This is a genomic window from Segatella salivae DSM 15606 (genome assembly GCF_000185845.1).
Classification (GTDB): domain Bacteria; phylum Bacteroidota; class Bacteroidia; order Bacteroidales; family Bacteroidaceae; genus Prevotella; species Prevotella salivae.
This window is the reverse complement of record NZ_GL629647.1, coordinates 409,391-431,893: the sequence shown is the minus strand read 5'-3', so window position 1 is coordinate 431,893 and position 22,503 is coordinate 409,391. Positions and strand designations below refer to the sequence as shown.

Below are 22,503 nucleotides of genomic sequence, written 5' to 3'. Positions count from 1 at the left end.
GGCTTTTCCAGTGTGCAGAAGCATGAAAATACTCTTCTTTGGCTTTCTGCAGTGTGCAGAAGCATGAAAAATCTCTTTTTTGTCTTTCTGCAGTGTGCAGAAGCATGAAAAATTGAATTTTGGTCTTTCCGCGCCGCGCGGAAGCATGAAAAAATGAATTTTGGCCTTTCCGCGCCACGAAAATAGTGCTTTTCCTTTCTTTTGGCTTTGAAATATTGATAAAATTTGAGATGAGTGTATTAAAGAATATTTCTATACGCCGTTTGTTCTTATTTTTTTCGTACCTTTGCTACGTCTTGTTTGAGAACAACTTAATAATTATTGCAACACAAGTTAAGCTTGTTTTTTGATTAGACTAAACAGAAATGCAGCGATGTTGTTGCTAAAATATTATGAGAACTTTAACTAAAATTGTGTTGCAAATGTAATTTATGAAAGAACAAAAGAACTTTTTTATTCCTATGGCGTTTATAGGATTAATGTTTTTCACTTGCGGGTTTGCATTGGGCATCAACTCGCTGTTGGTTCCAGTGCTTAAAGTGTCGTTGCAGGTAACTTCGATGAAGGCCTACATGCTTATTGGAGCTACATTCTTGCCATTCCTTATTTTTGGCTATCCTGCAGGAATGTTGATTAGCAAAATAGGTTATAAGCATACGATGGCATCGGCTTTTGCAATGTTTTCTCTTGCTTTTGTCGTATTTATTTTGTCTGCAAAAGAAGAAAGTTTTCTTTTGTTCTTGGTTGCCTCGTTTGCTTGTGGTACCGCAAATACATTCTTACAGTCGGCTATCAATCCTTATGTAACGATTTTAGGTCCTACGGAAAGTGCAGCTCAACGCATTTCTATCATGGGCATGATTAATAAATTGGCTTGGCCAGTGTCGCCACTTTTCATTGCATTTGTTGTAGGTAATTCAGACCATATTGCAATAGCCGACCTGGCGAAGCCATTTGCTGTCATTATTGGCCTCTTTGTTTTGTTGGGCGTTATTTCTTTCTTTGCGCCGCTGCCAGAAGTTAAGGCGGTTGGTGAGGGCAACAAAGAAGAGGATGCTGAAAGCCAAAAGGTGGCAGCTTATGCCAACAGCAAACATTCTATCTTTCAATTTCCACATTTGGTTCTTGGTTCCTTGGCAATCTTCTTTTATGTTGGTGTAGAAACCATTGTGTTGGGAACCTTGATTGATTATGCAAACGAGTTAGGTCTTAGCCATCCTGAAAACTATTCGTGGATAGGGCCAATCAGTATTAGTGTTGGATATCTTTCAGGGATTATTCTTATTCCAAAGCATCTCTCGCAAACCCGTGCATTGCAAATATGTTCATTGATAGCTTTGGCAGGAACAGCCCTCGTTGTTTTCTTGCCAGGAACATTGAGCATCTATTGCATCGGTATCATGGCTTTAGGTTGCTCATTGATGTGGCCAGCTTTTTGGCCATTAGCGTTGATGGATTTAGGAAAGTTTACCAAAGAAGGCTCTTCGCTGCTTACTATGGGACTTATCGGTGGTGCTGTGATTACAGTTTTGTTTGGTTTACTCAAAGATATCGCAGACATTCAATGGGCGTATAGCATTTGCCTGGTAAGTTTCGCTTACATTGTGTTCTATGCCTTCAAAGGTTACAAACTGCGTTAAATCTCTTTGCAGTATTAATGAATTGATAAAATGCCATTAAGATTACCCGATAGACTCCCCGCAATTGACATTCTCAAAGGAGAAAATATCTTTGTTATGGACGAAACACGTGCCCATAACCAAGAAATCAGGCCTTTGAGGATTGTCATTCTCAATCTTATGCCACTTAAGATTACGACAGAGACCGATTTGATTCGTCTTCTCTCAAACACTCCATTACAAATGGATATCTGTTTTATGAAATTGCAAAGTCACACGCCGAAGAATACTCCTGTAGAGCACATGATGATGTTCTACAAGTCTTTTGAAGAACTTTCTTCTCAGAAGTTTGACGGCATGATCATAACAGGTGCGCCGATAGAGAATATGGATTACGAAGCTGTTGAATATTGGGCGGAGATTCAGGCTATTTTCAATTGGTCGCGTACTCACGTTACAAGTACAATGTTTTTGTGTTGGGGAGCAATGGCCGGGCTTTATCATTTCTATGGAATTCCAAAATATCCACTACCCAAAAAGATGTTTGGCATCTTTCAGCAGCAGACACTAAATCCCGCTCTTCCGATATTCAGAGGTTTCGACGACACGTTCTTTATGCCACAGAGTAGGCATACAGAGGTGAGAAAGGAAGACATTTTAGCGCATAAAGAGTTGGAAATTATCGCCGAGTCACCAGAAAGTGGAGTGAGTATTGTCATGGCGAGAGGCGGACGAGAGTTTTTCATTACTGGCCATTTAGAATATGCGCCTGACACGCTTGACCGCGAATATAAGCGCGATAAAGGTAAGCGTGACGACGTGGATGTTCCCGTAAACTATTATATGAACAACAATCCAGCTAAACTGCCTATTGTCACTTGGCGCGCGCATGCCAATCTGTTTTACAGCAATTGGATAAATTATTATGTCTACCAAGAGACTCCTTACAACATTGATGAAATCAAATAGATGCAGAATTTAGAACTTTTGGCTCCGGCGAAAAACCTTGAATGTGGCATGACAGCAATTTCTCATGGTGCTGATGCCGTATATATTGGTGCCTCACGCTTTGGCGCACGGGCGGCCGCGGGCAATTCTCTCGACGACATACAGCAACTCTGTGAATATGCGCATCAGTTCGGCGCGCGAGTTTATGTGACTATAAACACGATTATCTATGAAGATGAACTCGCTGCCACCAAAGAAATGCTTGAGGCGTTGAACACAATTGGTGTGGATGCGCTTCTCGTGCAAGATATGGGCATCTTAGAACTGATTGAACACTGGGACGCGAAAGTTCCATTCAGAATGGAGCTGCACGCATCGACTCAAACTGATAATCGTACAGCTGAGAAGGTAAGGTGGTTGCAAGAGGTGGGATTTAAGCGCGCTGTCTTGGCACGTGAACTTTCTGCTCGCGAGATTTCCAGAATCCACCACGCTGTGCCTGAAATGGATCTTGAAGTGTTTGTCCATGGCGCATTGTGCGTAAGTTACTCTGGCGTTTGTTACGCTTCGCAACATTGCTTTCATCGTAGTGCGAATAGAGGCGAATGTGCGCAATTTTGTCGAATGAAATTTGATTTACTCGACAGCAATCAACATGAAGTTGAACATCAACGCCATCTTTTGTCCATGCGCGACATGTGTCAGCTTGAACACTTGCATGAACTTGCAGAAAGCGGTGCTTGTTCATTCAAAATCGAAGGGCGATTGAAAGACGTTGAATACGTTAAGAATGTTGTCAGCGCATACAGTAAAGAACTGAACAAGATTGTAAACTCCCACCCTGATTTATATTCACGCGCGTCTTATGGCAGGGTAGATTACGCCTTCGAACCTGATCTCAGAAAGACTTTTAACCGAGGTTTTACCACATATTTCCTAAACGGACGTCAGGCCAACATTGCGAACTTCGACACTCCGAAGGCCATGGGTGAATACGTTGGAAAAGTCAAAGAGATTCGTGGAAACTCCTTTAATGTTTCAGGAACGGCCGCGTTTGAAAATGGCGACGGACTTTGTTTCATCAATGATGCACACGAACTTGAGGGCTTTCGCATCAATAAGGCCGAAGGAAACAGACTTTATCCGCTGAAACTCCCCAAGAGATTAAGGCCGGGAATGGCGCTTTATCGGAACAACGATGTGGCTTTCTCTCGGCTGCTGGCTAACGTCACAGCCAGACGCAGGCTGCAGCTCGCCATGCGTTTCGGTGCAACTTCCGACGGCTTTTTTCTTTGTGCCTCAAGCCACGAAGCAGAAATCAAGGCCACTGCAAACATTGTGTTTGAGCACCAGGCAGCACGTCAGTCGCAGCGGGAGAATATCATCAAGCAACTTGCAAAATTGGGGAATACTATCTTCGAATGCCAAGAAATCAAAATAGAAAATCACGCTGACGAATATTTTGTCCCCTCCAGCTTGTTAGCCGAGCTGCGCAGGACAGCAGTGGACCAGCTTGAAAGTCAGTTGAAGCAAGCAAAGCAAAATGCGCCTGAAGCAAATGTTCACAACCAACCTTCTTCCAACGTTGAAAACATCGTTCCGAAGGCCTATAAAGCTCATTCCTACCTTTATAACATTTCAAATCATCTGTCAAAGCAGTTTTACAAGGCTCACGGACTCACTTCTGTTCAGCCTGCCCTCGAATTGTCTGCTTCGGCCAACCCTTTAGTCATGCAATGCCGCCATTGCATTCGATTTGCCTTAGGTTTTTGTGAGAAACGAGGCGGAAAGCGACCAACGTGGGATGAACCTCTCTTCCTGAGACTTGGGGACGGCCGTCGCTTTCGGTTGGAATTCGACTGCAAGGAATGTCAGATGAATATCTATGCTGAATAATCAAAATCATTGTCAAATGAATCATTGTATAAAAGAGTTTCGCATCTATTTGCTTAGCTGTCTCTATGGGATAGCGGTTCTTTTCATGATGACCTCATGTTATCATCAGAAACCAAAGACACACGACGCCGTGGTCAATTATAGTGCAAAACAAATTGATTCTTTGTCATTCCAGGCCAAACATCACTACACAAACAACTATAACTTTATAGTCAAGGCCGATTCTTTCGCTTTAATCCGCCAGCAACCTGAAGAAGTGTCGGCATTACTGCCCATCGACACGATTTATATTCACAAACACGATCATCTTGTGGTTGCTGATATTCGCACTGTGCCCTCCGACTCAATAGACTCCATTTGGGTGCAGGTTGCTCGTGACCAACACACGTTTGGCTGGCAGCGTGAGTCGGTTTTGTTGTCAAAAGTGGTGCCCGATGATCCCATCTCTCAGTTTATCTCCACTTTTTCAGACATTCATGTATTAATCTCTTTGATTATCGTCGCATTGATTTTCGCCGGATATGTTATCCGCAAGTTGATGCGCAAAAATGCCCACCTCGTTCATTTTCGCGACATAGATTCGTTCTATCCCACGCTGTTGGCAATCATTGTTGCAACGGCAGCGACATTCTATGCCAGCATTCAGAATTTCGCCCCCGATGTATGGCGACATTTCTACTTCCATCCGACGTTAAACCCTTGTTCGGTTCCACCGTTGCTCTCCATCTTCCTTTCGTCGGTGTGGGCGATGCTCATCGTTGGAATTGCCGCCGTAGATGACACCTTCCATAAGCTGCCAGCAGGCGAGGCCGTACTTTACATCTGCGGACTGGTCGGCGTGTGTGCTGTTAACTATATTGTTTTCAGCATCCTTTCACTCTATTACATTGGCTATTTGTTGTTGGTGGCCTACGTCTTCTTTGCCCTCTATCGCTATGCTACAAAAAACCGAACCACCTTCATTTGCGGAAATTGTGGTCATCCCCTGCGGCGTAAAGGCCGTTGTCCTTATTGTGGTGCATGGAATCATTAATAATAGGGGAGAATGGGCCTTCGTTTTGCATAGATTCCAACGCCACGCATCAGCATAATGCGCTTTTCTGATTAAAATCATCGGTAAAAGTTCGCTTTTATCTTAAAAACTGATGATTGTCCTTAGTTCCTGAGCAGAATTTCGTGAAATCTGATAATTGTACCCCGTTCCTGAGCAGAATTTCGTGAAATCTGATAATTGTACCCCGTTCCTGAGCAGAATTTCGTGAAATTTGATAATTTACCTCCGTTCCTGAGCAGAATTTCACGAAATCTGATAATTTACTCGCGTTCCTGAGCAGAATTTCGTGAAATCTAATAATTTACCCCCGTTCCTGAACAGAATTTCGCGAATTCTGATAATTTACGCCCGTTCCTGAGCAGAATTTCGCGAAAAACTGCAATTGTCCCCGGGTGTTTTATCAGAATCACGCGATTTTTATTCATTTACCCCGGGTGTTTTATCAGAATCACGCGATTTTCGGTCATTTACCCCGGGTGTTTTATCAGAATCACGCGATTTTTGTTCATTTACCCCGGGTGTTTTATCAGAATCGCGCGATTTTTGTTCATTTACCCCGGGTGTTTTATATAAAATTGGCAAATTCTGCTCATTTACCCCGGGTGTTTTGCAGAAAAACAGCAAATTCTGACCATTTACCCCGGGTGTTTGAGCAGAAACATCATGATTTCTGGTTTCCAACAAGCGTATAAAATGTAAAACGTTCCCAATTTTGTGTCTAAACTTGAGTTTTTTCATTACTTTTGCTATCGTATATATAATATAAGGTGAACAACAAATCAAATTTTAATTCCATGAATAAAAAATTTCTGTTAGGACTTGATATCGGGAGCAGTTCTGTTAAAGCTTCATTGGTCGATGTTGAGTCTGGGAGCGTGGCTGCATCGGCATTCTATCCGAAGTGCGAAGCGAGCATCATCGCTGTAAAAACTGGGTGGGCAGAACAAGAACCGCAGATGTGGTGGGACAATCTCAAATTGGCGGTGAAGGCAGTGATGGCTGAGGCGCAGATTGACGGCGAGCATATTTCAGCCATCGGCATTTCTTATCAGATGCACGGCCTCGTTTGTGTAGATAAATCACAAAAAGTGTTGCGCCCAAGCATTATTTGGTGTGATTCGCGCGCAATTCCGTATGGCGACCGAGCTTTTAAGTCACTCGGAGAGACACGCTGCTTAACTCATCTGCTCAATTCGCCCGGTAACTTTACGGCTGCCAAATTGGCATGGGTGAAAGACAACGAGCCTGCTATTTTTGAACAGATTGACAAGATTATGCTCCCCGGAGATTATATTGCCATGAAATTAAGTGGCGAAATTCAAACCACCATCAGTGGCTTGTCAGAAGGAATGATGTGGGACTTCGAAACGAAAAAATCTGCCAATTTCCTGTTAGATTATTTCGGATTTAGTGAAGATTTACTGCCTAAACTTGTGCCGACCTTCGCCCTTCAGAGTGAGGTGTCGAAAGAAGCCAGTTTAGAATTAGGATTGAAGGCTGGTACGCCAATAAGCTATCGTGCCGGAGACCAACCCAACAACGCGGTGAGCTTAAACGTGTTTAATCCCGGAGAAATAGCCAGTACGGCGGGCACTTCTGGAGTGGTTTATGGAGTTTTGGGCGCTGTGAACTATGATGCAAAGAGCCGCGTTAACACCTTTGCTCACGCCAACTATACAACAGCGGAAGATCGTCTCGGTGTGTTGCTGTGTATCAACGGAACTGGGATTTTGAACGCCTGGATGCATCGGAATGTCACCCCCAATGTGAGCTATGCAGAAATGAACGAAATGGCGTCGAAAATCCCTGTCGGAAGTGATGGCGTGACTATTATCCCCTTTGGCAATGGGGCCGAACGTGTGCTTGAGAATCAGGCTGTGGGTTGCTCGGTGCATGGATTGAATTTTAATAAACATTCTCAAGCCCACCTGTTGCGGGCAGCCCAAGAAGGCATCGTTTTTAGTTTTTGCTATGGGATGGAAGTCATGCAGGAAATGGGGATGGAAATCAACAAGATTCACGCAGGAAACGCGAACATGTTTCTGAGTCCTTTGTTTCGCGAAACGTTGGCCAACGTCAGTGGGGCCTCAATCGAGCTCTTCGAAACCGATGGTAGCATAGGGGCTGCCAAGGGAGCAGGGTTGGGAGCCGGAATTTATCAAAATAGGGATGAGGCATTCTCGACATTAAAGAGATTGGCGGTCATTGAAGCTGATTTTAATAGTCGTGAGCAGTATTTGGAAGCCTATTCTCGTTGGAAACAGAAGCTGAAACAGGTTCAGGAGTCTTAGGCTGCCTGGTAACATGGAGCGAAATACAGAAGGAGGTGTCTTTGTGGACATCTCCTTTTGTATTAATGTTATTTTGCATCAAATTCTGATAGTGTATAGCAGTTTTTAATGCAAAAAGAGTTTGATTTTAACCATTTTCGCTAAAAGATTTGCAGCCTTAGATTTAAGCTGCAATTTTGCTTGAGTCTCTTTGTTAAAAGGCATTACAGACAGATGAGCGTTTGGCGTTTATATTTGGAAATTGATAAAAAACAGCTTGTCGACAACATAGTATCAGTATATAATAAAAAAACATTGTTTGTTTCATAAGATAATGTTTATCTTTGCACCAGATTCATTCTCGAATGGAATGACATGAAACAAATTACCTAAATGATATGCGAAAAAACACAGGCCGAAAAGCAGCTGTGTTTGGAAGCAGATAAAAACCAATAACGAAACATGTGACTGAAAGCCGAAAGCGCTCAGAAACAGAAGTTTCAAAGCAGAAAACAATCTAACCCAATACCCATGGATTTAAATAATAGTAAAACGACATTACTTGTTGGATGTCTGACGCTGACAATGTTCAGTTATTCTCCACAAGTAGGGGCTACAGGGGGGAATACCGTGTATGCCGTGACTCAGCAAGCCCGGAAAATTACGGGAAAAGTAACCGATGGTAAAGATGCGATTATTGGCGCTACAGTTAAACAAAAAGGTACGAATAACGCAACAATTACCGATTTAGATGGTAATTTTACGCTTTCAGTTCCACAGGGCAGCACGCTTGAAGTGTCTTATATCGGTTATGCGTCGAAAGACGTTAAGATCTCAGCTCAAAATTCTTATGTGATCACTTTATCTGAAGACAATGCAACGCTCAACGAAGTGGTTGTCGTTGGCTATGGGTCGATGAAGAAAAGTGATGTTTCAGGTGCATCTGTTACGATGGATGAGAAGAAATTGCGTGGTTCTATCGTCACCTCCCTTGACCAAACATTGCAAGGACGTGCGGCTGGAGTTACAGCTGTAAGTACTTCAGGAGCGCCAGGCACTTCGACGAGTATCCGCGTGCGTGGCCAAGCAACCATCAATGCAAACGCCGAACCTCTCTATGTAATTGATGGCGTTATCGTGCAGGGCAGTGGTTCAAGTGGGTCATCGTTTGGTTTAGGCGATGCTTTAGGTAATGGTAAGGTGTCAACAATCTCCCCACTATCTACGATAAATCCAAACGATATCGTTTCAATGGAAATCTTGAAAGATGCTTCTGCTACAGCAATCTATGGTGCTCAAGGCGCGAATGGTGTGGTATTAATCACCACACGACGTGGAAAAGCAGGCGAAGCGAAGTTTACTTACGACGGAATGATGGCAGTAAGTCGTCAAAACCGCCGATTAAATGTGATGGATTTGCGCGAATTTGCAGATTACTACAATGATTTTGTGACGACAGGTCAAATTAATTCGTCTACTGCAGATCCACATTTCGCAGACCCCTCTTTGCTTGGTAAAGGTACAAATTGGCAAGATGCAATCTTCAGAACAGCGTTAATGCATTCACATCAGATTGCAGCACAGGGCGGTTCTGATAAAGTTCAGTATTATGTTTCGGCAAATTATATGAACCAACAAGGTACGATTATCGGAAGTAATTTCGATCGATTGGGCATGCGCGTAAACTTGGATGCAAAGCTGAAATCATGGCTCAAATTAGGTTTAAGTGCAAATTTCTCGACGACACACGATGATCTTAAGCTCGCAGATAGTGATGATGGAATTATTAACTATTCACTAACAACGCCGCCTGATATTCCTATTTATAATATAGATGGCAGCTACTCGTCGGTCTCAAAAGAAGGTTTTACAAATCCAAATCCTATAGCTATGGCGATGTTGAACCAAATAAAATTGGATCGCCGTAAGCTAAATGGTAACTTTTTCTTTGAAATTACTCCAATCAAAAACTTAGTCTGGCATGCAGAGTTAGGTTATGATTTAAGTGAAAATCGTGGCCGCCGTTTCCTGCCAACAGTTGATCTCGGCAGTTGGAAGCGTAAAATTAACGCAGCGTCTGTACAAAAAGGAACGGGAACGTTTTGGCAATTAAAGAACTATGTAACTTACTCTAATTCGATTGGTAAACATAATTTCTCGGCTATGCTTGGCCAAGAGATGTGGGAAAGTACATATGATAATAACCGAACGGAAAATACTAACCTCCCATCTAACGCAGTAAACAATCCTGCATTAGGTACAGGAACGCCTGCAATCCAAGTTGGTTTTGGTAGCTCGGCGATGTCATCTGTCTTTACACGACTAACTTATGCCTTCAATGATCGCTACAATGCAACGTACACCTATCGTTATGATGGAAGCTCAAACTTTGGTCCTAACAAACGGTGGGCAGGATTCCACTCATTCGCAGCTTCGTGGAGATTTACTAATGAGAGTTTCTTCCAGAAATCAGCCCTTAGTAAATATGTCAGCAATGGAAAGTTGAGAGCTGGTTGGGGACAAACAGGTAACTCTGCAATTGGTTCATATAAATGGGGAACGCTTATGAAAGCGATGCCTACTTTGTTAGGAAAGTCCTATCGTCCTGATAATATTCCCAATCTTGATATCCAATGGGAGAGCCAAGAACAATGGAATATTGGACTTGACTTAGGTTTGCTAAATGATCGTGTTAATATAACATTGGATTGGTATCGCAAAGAATCTAAAGATATGCTTATGCCACTTCAACTACCTTCTTATATGGGTACATCTGGCAATGTATCTTCTGTTCTTGCTCCTCCCTATGGAAATTATGGTACAATCCGTAATACCGGTGTTGAACTTACAGTGAATACCCATCCTATAACAGGTCGTTTCCAGTGGGATTCTGAGTTCCAAATTTCATGGAACAAGAATAAATTAGTTGCTCTCTCAGGCACAAAGAATGCAGCAATCGTTGGATACGGACAATGGAGTGATGTGATAAGTGTTTCAAATGTAGGTGAATCTCTTTATGGTTTCTATGGTTTTGTTACTGACGGAGTATATAAAGATTTAAAAGACCTTGAGCTTTCACCAAAGACTTCAAAATATCCTGCTGACGGGAAAAGTTTCGAACGCAATACAACTCCTTGGGTTGGAGACTTGAAATTTAAGGATATTAGTGGCCCAGATGGCAAGCCTGATGGCAAAATTGATGATTATGATAAGACAAATATAGGTTCTCCTATGCCCAAATTCACATTTGGTTGGACCAATACTTTCCGTTATAAGAACTTCGATTTAAATATCTTCATTAATGGAACTTATGGCAATAAGGTCTATAATTACATGAAAATGAAACTTACTCACATGAATACACTGTGGAGTAATCAATTAAAAGATGTGACCGGAAGAGCACGTTTAGAAGCTATTGATCCGTCAAAGACTTATGCCGCAGGTAGTTATTGGTACACGGATATTAGCAATGTACGTGTGGCCAACCCTGGAGCGAGTATTCCACGCGCAACAATTACAGACCCAAATGATAATGATGTTATTAGCGATAGGTATATAGAAGATGGTTCATATATCCGTTTCAAAAATATAGCTTTAGGTTACACATTGCCTAAGAAGTGGATATCGAAGTGGGGTTTTGAAAATATTCGTGTATCAATGAATATCCAAAACCTGTTCACTATAACCAAATATGATGGTTACGACCCTGAAATTGGAGCAAGTACAGCCGATATTAACGGATATACTTATGGTGTAGACAATGGTCGTTATCCTTCTCCTACAACTTATTCCTTTGGTTTGAATCTTACATTCTAACATAAAATCTATATTACAATGAAGCATATTAAATATCTATATATTGCATTCGCCTTTACAGGTGCTATCCTCACAACATCTTGTGGTGACTTTTTAGATAGGCCAGCAGAGGACTCTTACAATGCAGGTAATTTCTACAAAGATGATAGTCAATGTGTACAAGGTGTCAATTATCTATATAATTCTCCATGGTATGACTTTCAAAGAGGCTTTATAAAAGTAGGAGAGGTGATGTCTGGAAACTATTACTGGGGCTCAAGTCCATATATGACACTAACTGTTAATAGTACAGATGCTGACTTGATGAATATGTCTAACTCTCTTTGGGCAGTCATAGGACATGCTAATACGGTGTATAATTACCTTAAAAATGCCTCAGCTTCACAGTCGGTAAAGAATCAATGCATGGGAGAATGTCTTGCTTGGAAGGCTATGGCTTATTTCTTTCTCGTGCGATCTTTTGGAGATGTGCCAATTGTTCATGACAACTCGACGATGTTAGCAGATGGTTCGTATAGCAATGTCAGTCGAGTTCAGAAGTCTGATGTATATGATTATATCATTATGACATTAGAAAAGGCGATGGAACTTTTGCCTAAGGCTGGTAACCCTGGTCGTATTGATTATTATTCTGCAGAAGGTCTGCTTGCAAAAGTGTATCTTTATAAAAGTGGTGTGAATGCAAATGGTCATGGACAACGTAATTCTGACGACCTTAATAAAGCTGCTTCATACGCTAAAGATGTAATTGAACATAGCGGACGCACTTTAATGGCGAATTATTCTGATGTTTTCCGTTTGCAGAATGCACTGAATCGTGAGTGTCTTTTCTCTTGGCTCTGGACTGCAGATACCAGTATTTGGACCGTACAGAATACGCTTCAGAGTGATCTCGCAATGCAAGGTTTCGATGAGTTTGGTGATTGTTGGGGTGGATATAGTGGACCTTCTGTCGACTTACAGGAAGCCTTTGGTGTCTCACCATTAGATGATCCTGCAACAAGAACAGATGTAGATGAGCGTCGTAAAGCAACCATGATGATGGCAGGTGACTTCTACGATTACTTCTGGGAGGACAAAACAGATGAACAGGGACGTAAAGGCTTTAATTTCTTACAATTCCTTTACGATAGTAATGGGTATGGTTCAGGTGGTCCTGGGACATTACAAAGTGCGACAGGTGTTAATAGTGTGAAGCATCTTTATGGCGATGCTTACGACCATAAGACACATGCTGTAGATGGAATCTCTGCATCTAACATGCATAGTAGCTTGGCTACTCCTGTATTACGACTCTCAGATGTTTATCTTGTCTATGCAGAGGCTGTTATTGGAAATAATAATAGTACCACGGATGCAAGTGCAATAGATGCTTTCTACAAAGTACGTAGCCGTGCTATTAAATCAGCTGCACGCCCAACATCTATCACTTGGAATGATGTTTGGAAAGAACGCCGGCTTGAATTAGCTATGGAAGGTGACCGATGGTATGACTTTGTGCGTCGCAGTTATTATGATATGAGTGGTGCTACCAATGAGTTGAAACAGCAAAAACGAGGAGCTTATTATGGACTTAATACGCTATATAAGAACTATTATGAGAGTAAGTCGTGGAATGTAGATGCTTCAACAATGCATTATGCTACAGAAACACTGGCTCCTAATGTGTCAGAGCAGACATTTACTTTGCCATTCCCAAGTCAAGATGTAGTGTTTAATGGAAATCTTCAAAAGACTCCTGTACATGTTGACGTTCGTTCAACTTACGCTTATTAAATATAAAACATTTAAAATTATACGGACATGAAACGTTCCAAGAATTTACATATCGCGTTGGTAGCCTTAACAAGCTTTGCCACTATGAGCTTCACGGGATGTAAAGATCAACCCGATGAATATAAATCAACAAGTGGAAAGCCTGAAGTTCAATATATTCGGTTACCTCAAAGTGCAGATTCTATTATCACAAAGAGTTATCTTCAGAAGACAATATGCTTGGTTGGAAAGAACCTTCGCAGTATACATAAGATCTTGTTCAATGATCAACAGGCTGTGTTGAATACAAGTTTTATTACTGATAACACGTTATTAGTTGATATCCCTAAGAACATTCCATCTGCTGTAACGGATAAGATTTATATGATTAATGGTGCTGGTGATACAACAACTTATGATTTCCATGTCATTGTTCCGCCACCAGTTGTTTCGTCAATGAGCTGTGAATATGCTGTGGCGGGTGATGAAGTGACGGTTACAGGAGATTACTTTATACAAGATCCTTATAAACCTTTACAGATTACATTCAACGATGGGGAGTTGCCTGTAACTGAGATTAAATCGATTAGTAAAAACAGTTTAACCTTTATCGTGCCTGTAGGAGCAACATCTGGACGGGTGTATGTGGAGAGTGTTTATGGTAAAAGTAAGTCTCAATTCGTTTATAAAGACACGCGAAACATATTATTTGACTTCGATGGTTCACATGGTGGACTAACTGCAGGGCATGGATGGCGTCCCGGACGCATACGTAATAATGGCATAGATGGAAGCTATCTTTATCTTGGAGGAGCTAATATGTTAGGGAAAGTAGGTGCTACTTGGGATGAAGATGACTTTGCAATGAACTATTGGCCCGAGCCTTCTGCAGGCTTCCCTGAATTATCTTCTATCACAAGTTTTAAAGAGTTACTCGACACTTGCGATATCAATGATATGGCTTTGAAGTTTGAGTGTCGTGTACCAGCCTCTTCTCCATGGAGTGCTTCTGCTTTACAGATGATTTTTACAGGTAACAATAATGTTACTTTTCAAACTGCAAATAGCCAATATTACAATGCAGATATTCCACGAGGCTTATGGTTGCCATGGCAGAACTCTGGTTCTTTTAATACTGGAAGCCATTGGACTACAGTTACAATTCCACTTTCTGCTTTCAATAAGACTTATGAAGGACAAGCTGCAGGAAAGACAATTACGAAAGATATGCTGACAGGTTTTACTTTCTTCTTATGGAGTGGTGGTATAGAAGGAACTGATTGTACTCCCGAATTGGATATAGATAATGTCAGAGTTGTACCAATCAAATAGCTAAATCCTCTGTAATGGAATAAGATAAGCTTGGAATGCATCTAATGCTATATGTTAAAAGTATTCCAGCTTAATCCTCATTCATAAATGGAGGAGAATTTAATTTCATCATTCTTTTTATATAAAATAAAAGTATATATGTTCAAAAATAGATTTAACACAGCTGCGTTTGTTTTACTATCACTTGCTACTTCTGCATGTAGTGATACTGTAGAACATTATATTGCATCTGTTGGCGCTCCTGAATTTGTCAGTGTTTCTCCGCAAACAAATATCAAAGCAGGACTTGATTCCATTATAGTTAGCTATGACAAAAATGTCTTTTTTGCCTCAGAAGATTATGCAAAGATTACGCTAAATGGTTCTCCTGTTGTTAGCGCTAATGTCATAGGATCGTCTAATCAGTTATTGATTATGGCTAATATTGACCGTGATCAGAATTATGAATTGGTTATTCCAGAAGGAGTTGTTATAGGGCCTAATCGCGTTGCTGCACCTATGGTAAAGGCTAATCTCACGGCACAGACGCAGCAAATAGATAAAACTCCAGTCAATCCTAATGCCTCTACTGAAGCAAAAGCGCTTTATCAGAAGTTGCTTAACAACTATGGTAAGAAGGTGTTTTCTGCTACGATGGCAAATGTTTCATGGAATAATGAAAATGCAGAAAAGGTACATCAGCTCACAGGTAAGTACCCTGCAATTAATGGATACGATTATATTCATCTGCAATCAAGTACTCCTGGTGGCTGGATTGATTATTCAAACATCACTCCGGTCCAGTCGTGGCACAATGCCGGTGGTATGGTTACAATAAGTTGGCACTGGAGTGTTCCAACATCAAATCCTTATGTTTCTGCAGTTCCCGTATCGCTTTATTCTGGTCCTAATAAGGTTATTCCGAGTGATTGGAGCGGTAATATACAGCTAACTACACAGGCTACGAAAGACATATTGGCTAAAGCTTCAATAAGAAGTAAGTTAATAGTGAAAATTACTAACGTTAAACCAGGCGCTCAAGGCTCTATAAAGAATAGTAGTTGGGCTGGCTTTGTGGATGAAAGTGGAAAGAATTGGGATTACTTTAATATAAGCGGTGATAGCTATTCAATGACACTTGATCAGACAACACTTAATGAAATGCGTGCTAACGGACTAATACTTGGTGGACACGATTATACCATAACAGGAGTCACTGTAGAAGCTGCTGGTAGCGTAAAATATGATTTCTATGCTGCAAAAAATGAGTTTACACTTGATGATGCTGTTAAAGATGGCACCTGGGCAAATAGATTTATGAAGGCCGATTTAGAGAAGTTGACTCCTTATTTGATGCAACTGAAACAGGCAGGAATACCTGTTTTATGGCGTCCTCTACACGAAGCTGCTGGTAAATGGTTTTGGTGGGGCAATGGTTCTGCTGAATCTTACGTAAAGCTTTGGCGTTATATGTATGATTATTTCAAACAAAAAGGACTAAATAATCTCATTTGGGTATGGACTTCAGAGAAAGCCGATGCGAGCTGGTATCCTGGAGATGAATATGTAGATGTCATCGGTACAGACGCTTATGGTCAACAAAATGTACCACTTTCTGCAGAAGAAATGGCTGAAAGATTTAATACTTTAGCATATCGTTACCCCAAAAAGATGATTGCACTAACAGAATGTGGTACGATAACAGATATCCCAAATCAGTGGAAACAAAATGCAAAGTGGAGTTGGTTCATGCCATGGTATGGTGGAAGTCATGCTTCTGATGATTGGTGGAAGTCCACAATGAACAGTGATTATGTTATTACGCGATAAATCATCTTATTCCTCCTCTCTTTTGAGAGGAGGGATTTGTCGTTTTAAATTAAATTCTCTTTTTCCTTAAAAATAATTGAAAGCAATGAAGAATCATTATTACTTGATATTTTGTTTCTTACTAATTTTGAGCTTGCCTGCTACAGCTAAGGTACATTTACCACACATTCTGAATGATAATATGATTGTACAGCAACAGGCAGAAGTGAAGTTTTGGGGTACAGCAACATCGAATTCACGTGTCGTAGTAAAGCCTTCGTGGAGTAAACCAGTATCGATTGTTGCTGATAAAGATGGGAAATGGAATGTAAAGATTCGTACACCGAAAGCAAGTTATACACCACTCAATATTACGTTTGATGACGGACAAGCTGTTACTTTGCATAATATCCTTGCAGGAGAAGTATGGGTTTGCGCTGGACAAAGCAATATGGAGATGCCTCTTCAAGGTTTCTATGAGTGTCCTGTTGAAGGATATCAAGATGCAATTGCTACGTCTGGACAAATGAAAGGTGTGCGATATGTGAAGATTCCAGCGTCAATGAGTGCTGTGCCAAAAGATGATGCTGTTTGTCGTTGGGAAGAGATTAATCCTAATTCTGCTTCATATTGTAGTGCAGTTGGTTATTTCTTTGGCCGTAAACTCCATGAAGTTCTCAATATTCCGATAGGCTTAATTCTCGCTAATAAGGGTGGAACAATGGTAGAGAGTTGGCTTGATAAGGACTATCTTCAACATTATACCGATGAACCAACTGACTCTTCTGAGATTGCAATGAAATATCCAAAGGATTGGCTTAGACCTTTACTTTGGGGGAATGGAACATTCCATCCCATCCTCAATAGTACTATTCGAGGTGTTATTTTCTATCAAGGTTGTAGCAATGTTGACCATAACTCTTCTACGTATGCAAAATGTTTAACAGAGCTTATCAATCAATGGAGAAAAGGTTTTCATTCATCTGAGTTACCTTTTTACTTTGTAGAAATTGCTCCATATAATTATGGCGATGCCATGGGTACTGCGGCTGCATTCATCCGTTCACAACAACAAGAAGTGGCAAATAATGTATCTAATACCGTACTTATAGGCACAAATGATTTAGTTTATCCTTTTGAAGCGGAACAAATCCACCCTTGTCAGAAGCGATTGGTAGGTGAACGGTTGGCTATGGCAGCTATAGCACGTGACTATGGCTTTGATCAAGTATTCTATCGAAGTCCAAGTTTTGAGAAGTTAGAAATCAGAAATGACAGTTGTTTTGTTCACTTGAAAGATACATATCATGGAATCATTGCTGCGAAATCGTATGAAGGATTTGAAATAGCAGGCCAAGATAAAGTGTTTTATCCGGCAAATGCGCAATATATCCGTAATAACACATTCCTTTTAACATCACCCAATGTTACCCGCCCTGTTGCGGTTCGTTATTGTTATCATAACTTTCAATTAGGAACAGTGAAGAATCAAGCGGGGCTACCACTGCTTCCTTTCAAAACAGATTGAACATAAATATTTGTATGAGGAAATGGAAATACAGCAAGACAATTAGTATAATTTCAGTTGAAATAATATTAATCTAAAGACAAGTCGATTGATATATCTGTGGAAAATCATACGAAGTATTGATAACATCATGAGAAAATTAAATGTATAATGGATGCAGTCTAATTATAGATATGAAATAATCACGATATGAAATCAGGTATTTTAAGCCTTGATCTGACTTAAATTGTACTATGAAGTGCATCAGATTACCTGGTAAAATGAGTCTATTCATATCGTTGTTAAATTCAGTGTGAATTATGATAAGTTTTTAGTTTAAATATCAATTGAATCAATCTTTATAATTAACTGTTTATTAATAGATTGTATAACTAAATAAAGTGTATAAAAGAAATGATGATTCTGATGGTTGAATGATATTAGATGCTTCTAAAAATTATAAAAAAATGGAGCTATTCAAATTCATCTTATGTTCTTATTCATTAGACATCGTCAAATATAATTGATAGTAACAAAGATTAAATACATTTGAAAGAAATAGTTACAGCCCCATGAAAGTGTCTATTTTAGTCAAAATAGTATTTGTGATTTAGATATTTAAGTTTTATCTTTGCAAAGTAATTACCTAAAGCCAAAATTCAAATTCAATAACATGAACAAAAAGAACGCTATTACTTTACTATTGCTTTTACTCCTATCGCTTAGAGTTAGTGCTCAGAAATGGGATGAATTGTCGAAGACTCCCCAAATGGGTTGGAGCTCATGGAATAAGTTTCAAGGCAACATTGATGAGGATATTATTAAGAGTATAGCCGATGCTATGGTGTCAAGTGGGCTTCGTGATGCTGGATATATCTATGTAAATATAGATGATTGCTGGCATGGTAAGCGTGATTCTAATGGTTTTATACAGGCTGATCCAAAGCATTTCCCACATGGAATCAAAGCACTTGCAGATTATATACATGCACGTGGTTTAAAACTTGGTATTTATAGTGATGCTGGTTCAGAAACATGTGCGGGCCGTCCAGGCTCATTGGGTCATGAATATCAAGATGCATTACAGTATGCACGTTGGGATATAGACTATCTAAAGTATGATTGGTGTAACACAACAAATATTAATGCGCGCGGTGCTTATCAACTGATGAGTGACGCTTTACGTGCTGCTGGTCGGCCAATCTTCTTCTCTATGTGTGAATGGGGGGATAATAATCCATGGCGATGGGCAAGAGATATTGGTAACTCCTGGCGCATAGGGCCTGATATTTGGTGTTCGTTTGACTCAACAAGAGTATTCCCCACTTATGTACAATATAGCGTTTTAGATTGTATTAACAAGAATGATAGCTTGCGATCTTATGCTGGTCCTGGTCATTGGAACGACCCAGATATGCTCGAAGTGGGTAATGGTTTAACCGTAAATCAAGACAGAGCACATTTCACAATGTGGTGTATGATGGCCAGTCCACTAATTCTTGGTAATGATGTTCGTAACATGAGTGCTGAAACTAAGGCTATACTGACAAATCGAGAACTTATTGCTATTGACCAAGATGAACTTGGTGTACAAGGTCTTCGCTTTTTGCGTAGAGAGGGATTGGACTATTGGTTTAAACCACTTGCAAATGGTGATTGGGCTATGACAATATTAAATCCAACACGTCAGCCTATTGTTTGCAAGGTGAATTGGCAAGACTTTAACTTTACAGATGAGGCTGTAAGCAAGCGAAGTACTGCATTCAATAAAATCGTTTATAAGGTAAGGAACCTATGGACTGGTCGAATGGAAGGAAAAACATCGTTGAAGAACAAGATTGATCGTCAGCTTACAATTCCTGCACAAGATGTGGTTACTTATCGCTTGTATAGAAAATAAGTTATTTCGGTATTTATTCTATTAATCTTTCAGAATATGATTATTTCATTAAAACGTTCCGTAACCCTTCTTATTACTTTCTTTTTGACATTGAATTTGATGTCACAAATACGTGGTAATGAAGTCATGGTACTGATTAGTCCCAATCATACTGATTGGAATTATCAATTAGGTGAAGAGGCTATATTCAATATATCGGTATTGAAGGATGCTTGTCCCATGCCACAAGCGGAAGTAGATATAGAAGCAGGTCCTGTGATGTATCCTGATGTCAAACGTTCAAAAGTGGTCTTGAAAGATGGGAAAATGACATGGAAAGCAAAGATGACAAAAGAAGGTTTCTATCGTTTGAAGGTCACAGCACACGTTGGTGAACGTACCTATGATGGACTATGTACCATTGGTTTCGCTCCCGATAGATTGCTGCCTACAGAGAATTGCCCAAAAGACTTCTTTCAGTTTTGGAAACAAGCTTATGAAGATGCAAGTCGATATCCTCTTGATGCTCATCGAAAACTATTGCCTGAACGTTGTACTGAGCGTACAATGGTTTATGAAGTGAACTTTAATGGCATCAATCCGGGGAGTCGGATATATGGTATTCTTTGTATCCCGACAGCGTCAAATATTAAACATCCGGCACTCTTACGAGTTCCAGGAGCTGGTGTAAGACCTTACCAGGGAGATATATGGATGGCAGAACGTGGAGCAATTACTTTGGAGATAGGAGTACACGGGATTCCTGTGACAATGCAACAGCAAGTATACGACGACTTATTACATGGGGCGTTGAATGGTTATTGGGAAGCAAATCTTGATAATCGCGACCAAATGCCTTACAAACGCATATTTATTGGTGCATTAAGAGCTGTAGATTATCTTACTCAATTGCCTGAGTGGAATGGTAAAGAACTTGGAGTTACAGGCTCAAGTCAGGGTGGTATGCTTTCACTTGTGTGTGGTGCATTGCATCCTAAGGTAACTTTTATTGGTGCTGTACATGCAGCTTTGTGTGATCATAAAGCGTCTTTGTATGGTAAAGCATGTGGCTGGCCGCACTATTTTTATGGACAAAAGCATCCAAATTTGCAGAAAGTGGAAGTAAGTGGATATTTTGATGGTGTGAATTTTGCACGCCTTTTAACAATACCAAGTTGGTTTTCGTTTGGTTATAATGATGAAGTTGTCCCACCTAATAGTTCGTATGCCACTTATAATGTTGTGAAAGGAGCTAAGAAATTAAGTGTGTATCCCGCCACAGGTCATTTTTGGTTCCAAGAGCAGTGGGATGAATGGCAGTCTTGGATAGCAAAACAATTGAAGTTGGAACAGTAAAATTACATTGAGATATGAATAAAATGAGATACTATTTTATAGGTTTGTTTCTTGCTTGTTCTACAATTCTACATGCACAATCATTCGTAACAGTGGATAATGGGCGACTAAAGCGTGATGGGAAAGCTTATACTTTTATTGGTGCAAACTATTGGTATGGAGCAATTCTTGGGTCAAAAGGAAGTGGAGGTGACCGCAAACGATTGAATCGTGAGTTGGATGAACTTAAACACTTAGGTATAAACAATCTTAGAATTCTTGTTGGAAGTGATGGACAAGATGATTCTAAATGGAAGGTAAAACCCGTCTTACAGACTTCTCCAGGAGTATATAACGATACGATTCTTGATGGGTTAGATTACCTAATGCAACAGTTGGAGCGTCGTAAAATGGTTGCCGTGCTCTATCTGAATAATGCGTGGGAATGGAGTGGTGGTTATGGTTTTTATCTTGAGAATAGTGGGGCTGGAAAAGCTGTTCAGCCAAATGAAGCAGGATATTCAGCTTACATAAAGTATGCATCACAGTTCTCTACGAATGAAAAAGCGCAACAACTTTATTATAATCATTTGAATTTTATCCTAAATCGCACCAATAGATACACAGGTAAGCGTTATATTGATGACCCCGCTATTATGTCTTGGCAAATAGCAAATGAGCCTCGGGCCTTTGATCGGGCTGTATTGCCGGCATTTGAAAAGTGGATTGCCAAAGCTGCAGCATTGATGAAGCAAATAGATGAAAATCATTTGGTGAGCATAGGCTCTGAGGGTGCTTTTGGATGTGAAGTTGATTATGATGTTTGGATGCGTATTTGTGCAGATAAGAATGTTGACTATTGTAACATACATGTATGGCCTTATAACTGGAGTTGGGCTAAGAAAGATTCATTATTACAGAACTTAAAGCGTGCAGAAGATAATACAAAAGAGTATATAGACAAGCATTTGGCGATATGTGCCAAGTTGAATAAGCCTTTAGTAATGGAGGAATTTGGATATCCAAGAGATGGTTTCTCGTTTTCAAAACAGACAACTACAAAGGCACGAGATTCATATTATAGCTTTGTTTTCTCGCTTTTATTGAATGATGTGGCTCAACATGGGTACTTTGTTGGCTGTAATTTTTGGGGCTGGGGAGGTATAGCGCAGCCTAAACACGAGCAGTGGCAGCCAGGGGATGAGTATACTGGTGATCCAGCCCAAGAGGCTCAAGGGCTGAATTCGGTATTCTCATCTGATAAAAGTACAATTAATATTATCAGAAAAGCTATAAAAGGTCTT

At 40.4% G+C, this 22,503-nt stretch carries 14 protein-coding genes; 13 read left to right on the top strand and 1 reads right to left on the bottom strand.

The features are described 5' to 3' along the window. Positions 1-431: 431 nt before the first annotated feature. The 4 genes from HMPREF9420_RS01840 to HMPREF9420_RS01825 are packed head-to-tail and all read left to right on the top strand — an operon-like array spanning position 432 to position 5,496. Entirely contained in the window at positions 432-1,640 is a 1,209-nt protein-coding gene (locus HMPREF9420_RS01840) for an MFS transporter (protein ID WP_007133686.1), read from the top strand. A 30-nt stretch (positions 1,641-1,670) separates the two neighbouring features. Beyond that, positions 1,671-2,588, top strand: coding sequence for a homoserine O-acetyltransferase MetA (gene metA / locus HMPREF9420_RS01835; protein WP_007133685.1), 918 nt, complete (start codon positions 1,671-1,673; stop codon positions 2,586-2,588). After that, positions 2,589-4,463 (top strand): peptidase U32 family protein, encoded by a 1,875-nt coding sequence (locus tag HMPREF9420_RS01830; RefSeq protein ID WP_007133684.1) that lies wholly within the window; start codon positions 2,589-2,591, stop codon positions 4,461-4,463. 16 nt (positions 4,464-4,479) lie between these two features. Further along, positions 4,480-5,496 (top strand): beta-carotene 15,15'-monooxygenase, encoded by a 1,017-nt coding sequence (locus tag HMPREF9420_RS01825; protein ID WP_044078682.1) that lies wholly within the window; start codon positions 4,480-4,482, stop codon positions 5,494-5,496. A 438-nt stretch (positions 5,497-5,934) separates the two neighbouring features. On the opposite strand, the gene HMPREF9420_RS01820 is transcribed toward HMPREF9420_RS01825, so the two are convergent. Beyond that, the gene (locus HMPREF9420_RS01820; protein WP_007133682.1) at positions 5,935-6,255 is read right to left on the bottom strand and encodes a hypothetical protein; all 321 of its coding nucleotides are present in this window, start codon (positions 6,253-6,255) and stop codon (positions 5,935-5,937) included. A 56-nt stretch (positions 6,256-6,311) separates the two neighbouring features. On the opposite strand from HMPREF9420_RS01820, the gene HMPREF9420_RS01815 reads away from it, so the two are divergent. The 9 genes from HMPREF9420_RS01815 to HMPREF9420_RS01775 all read left to right on the top strand — a co-directional run. After that, positions 6,312-7,808 carry a xylulokinase gene (locus HMPREF9420_RS01815; RefSeq protein ID WP_007133681.1) on the top strand — a complete coding sequence of 499 codons (1,497 nt, stop codon included), beginning with the start codon at positions 6,312-6,314 and terminating at the stop codon, positions 7,806-7,808. 510 nt (positions 7,809-8,318) lie between these two features. Continuing rightward, positions 8,319-11,603, top strand: coding sequence for a SusC/RagA family TonB-linked outer membrane protein (locus tag HMPREF9420_RS01810; protein ID WP_007133680.1), 3,285 nt, complete (start codon positions 8,319-8,321; stop codon positions 11,601-11,603). Positions 11,604-11,621: 18 nt separating this feature from the next. Continuing rightward, entirely contained in the window at positions 11,622-13,379 is a 1,758-nt protein-coding gene (locus HMPREF9420_RS01805) for a RagB/SusD family nutrient uptake outer membrane protein (protein WP_007133679.1), read from the top strand. A gap of 27 nt (positions 13,380-13,406) precedes the next feature. Further along, positions 13,407-14,690, top strand: a complete 1,284-nt coding sequence (locus HMPREF9420_RS01800) for a glycan-binding surface protein (protein ID WP_007133678.1) — start codon at positions 13,407-13,409, stop codon at positions 14,688-14,690. A gap of 138 nt (positions 14,691-14,828) precedes the next feature. Next, positions 14,829-16,499, top strand: a complete 1,671-nt coding sequence (locus tag HMPREF9420_RS01795; RefSeq protein ID WP_044078680.1) for a glycoside hydrolase family 26 protein — start codon at positions 14,829-14,831, stop codon at positions 16,497-16,499. 85 nt (positions 16,500-16,584) lie between these two features. Continuing rightward, positions 16,585-18,006 carry a sialate O-acetylesterase gene (locus tag HMPREF9420_RS01790; protein ID WP_007133676.1) on the top strand — a complete coding sequence of 474 codons (1,422 nt, stop codon included), beginning with the start codon at positions 16,585-16,587 and terminating at the stop codon, positions 18,004-18,006. A gap of 652 nt (positions 18,007-18,658) precedes the next feature. After that, positions 18,659-19,885, top strand: coding sequence for a glycoside hydrolase family 27 protein (locus tag HMPREF9420_RS01785; RefSeq protein ID WP_007133675.1), 1,227 nt, complete (start codon positions 18,659-18,661; stop codon positions 19,883-19,885). Positions 19,886-19,984: 99 nt separating this feature from the next. Next, positions 19,985-21,220, top strand: coding sequence for an acetylxylan esterase (locus HMPREF9420_RS01780; protein WP_007133674.1), 1,236 nt, complete (start codon positions 19,985-19,987; stop codon positions 21,218-21,220). A 14-nt stretch (positions 21,221-21,234) separates the two neighbouring features. Continuing rightward, positions 21,235-22,503 (top strand): glycoside hydrolase 5 family protein (locus tag HMPREF9420_RS01775; protein WP_007133673.1); only part of this gene is annotated, 1,269 nt, incomplete at its 3' end.

Coding starts and splice junctions, on each gene's coding strand:
- HMPREF9420_RS01840 (WP_007133686.1), top strand. CDS start 432: ATGAAAGAACAAAAGAACTTTTTTATTCCTATGGCGTTTATAGGATTA.
- metA (WP_007133685.1), top strand. CDS start 1,671: ATGCCATTAAGATTACCCGATAGACTCCCCGCAATTGACATTCTCAAA.
- HMPREF9420_RS01830 (WP_007133684.1), top strand. CDS start 2,589: ATGCAGAATTTAGAACTTTTGGCTCCGGCGAAAAACCTTGAATGTGGC.
- HMPREF9420_RS01825 (WP_044078682.1), top strand. CDS start 4,480: ATGAATCATTGTATAAAAGAGTTTCGCATCTATTTGCTTAGCTGTCTC.
- HMPREF9420_RS01820 (WP_007133682.1), bottom strand. CDS start 6,255: ATGAAAAAACTCAAGTTTAGACACAAAATTGGGAACGTTTTACATTTT.
- HMPREF9420_RS01815 (WP_007133681.1), top strand. CDS start 6,312: ATGAATAAAAAATTTCTGTTAGGACTTGATATCGGGAGCAGTTCTGTT.
- HMPREF9420_RS01810 (WP_007133680.1), top strand. CDS start 8,319: ATGGATTTAAATAATAGTAAAACGACATTACTTGTTGGATGTCTGACG.
- HMPREF9420_RS01805 (WP_007133679.1), top strand. CDS start 11,622: ATGAAGCATATTAAATATCTATATATTGCATTCGCCTTTACAGGTGCT.
- HMPREF9420_RS01800 (WP_007133678.1), top strand. CDS start 13,407: ATGAAACGTTCCAAGAATTTACATATCGCGTTGGTAGCCTTAACAAGC.
- HMPREF9420_RS01795 (WP_044078680.1), top strand. CDS start 14,829: ATGTTCAAAAATAGATTTAACACAGCTGCGTTTGTTTTACTATCACTT.
- HMPREF9420_RS01790 (WP_007133676.1), top strand. CDS start 16,585: ATGAAGAATCATTATTACTTGATATTTTGTTTCTTACTAATTTTGAGC.
- HMPREF9420_RS01785 (WP_007133675.1), top strand. CDS start 18,659: ATGAACAAAAAGAACGCTATTACTTTACTATTGCTTTTACTCCTATCG.
- HMPREF9420_RS01780 (WP_007133674.1), top strand. CDS start 19,985: ATGTCACAAATACGTGGTAATGAAGTCATGGTACTGATTAGTCCCAAT.